Source organism: Fusibacter sp. (assembly GCF_057447755.1).
Genome location: NZ_JBVBZF010000236.1, coordinates 1 through 5,667, shown reverse-complemented (window position 1 = coordinate 5,667; position 5,667 = coordinate 1). Strand labels below are relative to the sequence as shown.

Below are 5,667 nucleotides of genomic sequence, written 5' to 3'. Positions count from 1 at the left end.
TAGATTTACTTGAACTAAAACTATGCAGATGGAACCACGTTTAAAAATAGAGCCTATAATATAAACTATAAGGCAAAACAATCTAATAAAAGACTTATATGTTTAAATAAAATGAAATGAAACAAAATGAAACAAATAAAATAAAATAAAGCATATAAAATAAAATAAAGCATATAAAATAAAAGCCGAATGATGAAGTCGTATAACTTCACATTTGGCTTTTATTTTAATTATTTGTATGAAATTTAGATGTGCTTGCTTAAATTATTGAGAATACCTGATCAAATGCTGAAATTAGCAGATCAATATCATCTTTGTTAATGATCAAGGGTGGCTGTAATGCAATGACGTTACGGTTCATGCCATTCTTACCCACTATAAAACCTTTACCTAACATGGCTTCAAGTACAGTATCCACAAGCTCAGGCGATACAAGGGTCATGCCAACCATTAAGCCTAAACCACGCACATCCAAAATTGAATTATACTTGTCTTTAAGGTCCTTAAGTTGTGATTTCAAATATGTCCCTAGTTTTTCAGATTGCAAACACAGATTATGATTTTCAATAAAATCAAGTACAGCGAGTCCAGTTCGCATGGCAACAGGATTACCACCAAGTGTCGATGCAGAGGGCTTGTTAAATGCCTTAGCCACATGTGGCCTTGCTGAAAATGCTCCAATTGGAACGCCGTTTCCAAGAGCTTTTGCCATAGTGATAATATCTGGAACAAGATCAAAGTGATCCACTGCAAACATCTTACCTGTTCTAGCAAAACCTGTTTGTACTTCATCTGCAATTAATAGAACATTATGGGCTTCCAATAAAGTTTTTAATGATTTGAGAAAATTCTCGTGTGGTACATTGATGCCGCCATTACCTTGAATGGGTTCAACAATACATGCTGCAATTTCATGTGCGTGCGCTTTTAATATGGCTTCAACTGATTTTAAGGATTCTGCACAAAGCATTTCTTGGTCTTCATCACTACCAATAAAGCCTTTGGCAAAGTAGACATTTTCATCAAGAAAAGGATCAATTCGCCACATTGGTATACCTGTGACACTCATAGTGAGGGCTGAACGACCATGAAGACCACCTTCAAAGGCGATAAAACCACGTTTTCCTGTGTATAGTCTTGAAAGCAAAAGAGCACCTTCATTGGCCTCAGTCCCGCTACAGCAGAAAAAAGTGTTTTGAATATCTCCAGGCAAAAGAGTCGCCAATTTTTCAGCTAAAAGCACCATTGGCTCTGTTAGATAAATGATGGATGTATGTTGAAGTGTTTGTAGCTGATCATTTGTAGCTTTTACGATTTCTGGTTCACAATGGCCGCAATTGGCAACGGTTACACCTGCAAAGAAATCTAAATACTGCTTGTTTTTATCATCGAATAAATACTTACCTTGGCCCTTAACGATATGAGGTGGTTCCTTATAAAAGTGCATCGCATTTGGGAAAAAATAATCTTTTTTAAGTTGAATGATGTCTGATGACGATAACATATGACCTCCGATTTAATTATATCAACGCATTTATATATCTCATAATTTAAATGTTTGTGATGTATATGTTTAAATGTTTATAGGGTTATACCTTTTAAGGTCAAAAGGTGCCTATTACACCTTATATACTTGCCTAAAAAGCTAAAGCACCAAATGTCATATTAGAGAGTTGAGTGGTATCAAATAGATACCTCTCCCCTTTCATACTTGATTCAAGGACCATTTTTATAAGATTTAAGTCTGACTTTAAGGTCTCTAAATCCAGTGATTGAGCTTCAAAACGTAGCATTTTTAAAGACGTGTATGATAAGACCTCGTTTAAAATTGGTAGTAAGGATACGGCTTTTTCAGTCAGTAAATGTGATCGGCCATGATGATCTTTAAATAGATCATAAGAGCCTGCTTCGTTAAAAAATGTGAGTTTGTCATCAGACGATTTATGATATGCACTATGAAAATCATGTTCATAATACATTGCAGTAAGACGACCATGAACATTTAACTCAATCTCATGATGTGATGAGAGCATATCTTTAAGGTTCTTTGCCGTAAGTTCAACAGAAGGTACAAACTGTGAAAGACCTTGTGACTTATAGAAATCTGCTGATAAACTATTAAAGATGTTGAGACTGTAATCCCCTACAATTGGAAGCCCTAAACCACTAAAATGCCTTAATGCGCCTAAATTGCCAATTAGAATACCATCAATAGTTGGACTGAGCATTTTAAACCATTCATAATAAAGTTCAAGCTGCATTTCGTTCATCATTCTAGGTGTACCAACATATATTTCTGTATGGGTGTGGTTGGATTTCTCTTTCAAAGCCTTGATTTGTTGAATATTAATCATAGGCGCTGGCAGGAAAATATCGCCAGAGAGATATATACGATCGACCCCTTCCTCAATAGCAAGAAGCGCCTGATCTATGTTATTAACTCTTATGGATAGTTTAGGTTTGCTAAATGGTATATCCGATTTACTAACATTTTTCTCAGATTCGGTCTGCTGGAGTTTTTCTTTAATCTGATGAATTTGAATGTCAGTAATTGGTTTTTCTGGTGTTGGCGTACTGAACATTTTACCCGTAGAGTAAAACTTCCCCGTACCTTCAAATCGCGTGTTGATATTGGTAATACCAGGTTTTCCAAATGCATAGCCAGTAGATAAATCTCTTTTACGCGTCTCTTCTATGATTGGGAGATCTTTAGTACGGTCATAACCAACCGGATCAGCTATAAAACGATCCATGGCATCGCCATAAAAGTTAATGAGTTTGGTGATGAAATCAGCTTCCCTCATTCTACCTTCTAGCTTAAAGGATGTTACACCTGCATAAATCATTTCAGGTAAGTTTTGATATAGACACAGGTCTTTAACTGCCATGGGAAATGATTTTTCATCAGCATCATTATTATTTTCTGCAACTGAAGCGTCTAAGTCAATATCAATAGGCTTATCTGAAAACCACCATCTACAAGGCTTGAGACATTTGCCGCGATTACTGCTCATGCCAAATAACATGGAGGAATAATAACACTGTGCCCCATGTGCTATACACATATCACCATGTGTAAAATATTCAATTTCCATATCAGTTTGTGATTTAATCCATCTGACGTCATCAAGTGTAGCTTCACGAGATAAAACGACTCTTGTGACCTTGTGTTCTTTTAGGGTTTCGATCATTGGCACGTTATGAACGTTCATCATAACAGATGAGTGAACTTCAATATTAAGCTTCATTTCTTTTATAAGCTGAATAATTGCAAAATCCTGTACAATTATCCCATCCGGACCTGCTAACTCTAAAAACTTTAAGTAGTCTCTAGCGACTTCGATTTCGTCAGCATCGATTAGATTATTTACTGTTATATAAACACGTTTGTCCTTTTCATGGGCGATATTAATGGCCTGAACTATTTCATCATTGGTAAAATTAAAGCCTTTTCGAATCATTCTCATATTGAGTGATTGCCCACCGAAGTATATGGCATCACACTTTGTCTCTACGACCGCTTTAAAAATTTCAAAATTACCTGCTGGTGCAAGTAATTCAAGCGGTTTCCCTTTAAAAAATCGCATTCTTTTGCCTCATTTCTATTGATGCATTATAATAATTTCCAATGTTAAGTATATCACTATTTTATTTATTTGTGATGAAAATTGGCGCTTAAAAATCCATAAATTCTAGAAATGAGCTCTGCGTTTGGTGAATTTATAATGGCGTGCCCATGATTTTTTATAATCTCAAGTTGTGCATTTGGAAGGGCATTATTTATTTCTTCCAGATGATGTCTGTGGATGATGTCGTATTCGCCGGATAATATTAGAACTGGAATATTGACGTTTTTAAGTACATCTAAAGAGATACCTGTATTTTGGGTCATTAAGTCAAGTTTTTCTAACCAGAGATTAGAACGTATGAAACCTCTGCTTAAATGAGTGAGACGATTTATAAGTTGAAGCGGTTTCTTAAAATGTGGTTTTAAACCATCCACATGTAGATTTGGGCTTATTAATACAAGCCCTTTTAGAGATACAGGATATTCAACGGCAAGTTTTAGTGCGATATTTGCCCCATCACTGTAACCAATTATAATTAAATCCTCAAGTCCAAGGACGTTAATCAGTTGGAAGAGGTCAGAAGTCAATAGATCCAAAGTGAGTTTTTGTGTCCCTCTTTCTGATTTTCCGTGAGCACGACTATCCATTCTGATGACACAAAAGAATGGACTAAAAAAGTCACTCTGAGTGTCAAAAATAGATTGCGACTGGTTATTACCATGGATCATAACAATTGGTATGCCTTCGCCTTTAATCGTGTAAAAAAGTTTGGTATTATCTTTTGTGCTTAGATACATAGGCCTCACCCTTTAATTTAACTTCATCTATAAGCATCTTTAATACAATTTTTGATATATGATCTGGTAACTGAGCGGATACGATTGAATAAGCGTGTTTTGGTAGAAAGGGTTTTGGATAGTATGCAATATAGCGTTCTTCCCAAGATGTAGGTGCATATTTTTCCTTAGCATGATGTAAGGCCTTAAAGCCATATATCTGATCGAGATGGTCGTATACATACTTAAAAAGTACTTCATTCCATTTGAGCTTATCCACTGAAGAAATATTGTACAAAGGTGATAATCCCATATTGCCCTGGTCTACACCCTCATCTTTCATGGTCATAAAGGCATCATATATGATGGTTTCAAGTACACCCTGTGGTGCATTTGGTCTTCTCCTTGTAACTTCTGCTATCATTGATTTACCATCCATATAGGGATTAAAGACCACATAACCCAATATTTCATTTTCCATATTTACTGCATAAAAATATCGTCTACTAAGAGGCATATCTAAATTGTTAGAACCTAACATAAACTTCATCTCAGGCATAGACTTTTGCCTTATCCAGGCTTTCGAGATTTCCAAAATTTGCTTTTCAATTTCTGGGAGCCTTAACTCATTTGGCTTGTATTCTTTTATGACGATACCCGCCTTACGGGCGTGGTTAATAGCTGCACGTACCTTGGCGACACTTCCACCTTTAAGATTGTAGCTTTCAAGTTCAAAAACAGCATCTTCCCCGTATTTGGTTATACCAAATCCATGTCTTTGATAACATTCAAGAAAATGATCAGTGATATTTAAAAAAAGGATATGATAAAAGTTCACTTTTGAAAATTGAATTAATTCGCTAAGCATCATCTCTTGATCTTCGGTTCTACAAATCATGTCTCCACAAATGACCATTACATCACCGGAAATAGTATAGGCACACACACCAGTTACCTTTTCACCGAAAAAGTAGAGTTTGTCATCTTCAAGAGCAAGATAGGACATGGGGTTTGTTCCAAATTTTTCGACAATTGGAATTGCCTTGTTTTTTAAATGCTGATGCATAATAGGCTTATAAATTAGGGGTTTCATAATAATGATAAAAGACATAAAGATTGAACTCCAATAGATCATGAGCGCACTTTTCATATATATTTCACCAATGTGAGATTTAAAATCAAAAAGCGATGTGTCCATAAAAAAGAAGAGTCTGATGGATTGAGAGACAGCATCAAGGATTGTTTTAACATTGTGAATATGACTTCTCAGAAGAAAAAGTCCAAGACTCGTGTTGAAGAGGAGGACAACGAATGCAAAAAAG

4 protein-coding genes are annotated in these 5,667 nt (G+C 35.7%); all 4 read right to left on the bottom strand.

What is annotated here, in order from left to right:
* Positions 1 to 259: 259 nt before the first annotated feature.
* A complete protein-coding gene (locus AC220I_RS17365; protein ID WP_486725129.1) occupies positions 260 to 1,504 on the bottom strand; it encodes an aspartate aminotransferase family protein in 1,245 nt (414 codons plus the stop codon).
* A 133-nt stretch (positions 1,505 to 1,637) separates the two neighbouring features.
* Positions 1,638 to 3,587 (bottom strand): U32 family peptidase, encoded by a 1,950-nt coding sequence (locus AC220I_RS17360; RefSeq protein ID WP_486725128.1) that lies wholly within the window; start codon positions 3,585 to 3,587, stop codon positions 1,638 to 1,640.
* Between the two features lie 65 nt (positions 3,588 to 3,652).
* A complete protein-coding gene (locus AC220I_RS17355) occupies positions 3,653 to 4,366 on the bottom strand; it encodes an alpha/beta fold hydrolase (protein WP_486725127.1) in 714 nt (237 codons plus the stop codon).
* On the bottom strand, positions 4,344 to 5,456 hold the full coding sequence (locus tag AC220I_RS17350; protein ID WP_486725126.1) for a bifunctional lysylphosphatidylglycerol flippase/synthetase MprF: 1,113 nt from the start codon (positions 5,454 to 5,456) through the stop codon (positions 4,344 to 4,346). Before AC220I_RS17350 ends, AC220I_RS17355 begins: the two co-directional genes overlap by 23 nt.
* Positions 5,457 to 5,667 lie beyond the last annotated feature (211 nt).

What these genes read in the sequence shown, in the direction of transcription:
- AC220I_RS17360 (WP_486725128.1), bottom strand. Translation starts at nt 3,587, where the DNA reads ATGCGATTTTTTAAAGGGAAACCGCTTGAATTACTTGCACCAGCAGGT.
- AC220I_RS17355 (WP_486725127.1), bottom strand. Translation starts at nt 4,366, where the DNA reads ATGTATCTAAGCACAAAAGATAATACCAAACTTTTTTACACGATTAAA.
- AC220I_RS17365 (WP_486725129.1), bottom strand. Translation starts at nt 1,504, where the DNA reads ATGTTATCGTCATCAGACATCATTCAACTTAAAAAAGATTATTTTTTC.
- AC220I_RS17350 (WP_486725126.1), bottom strand. Translation starts at nt 5,456, where the DNA reads ATGTCTTTTATCATTATTATGAAACCCCTAATTTATAAGCCTATTATG.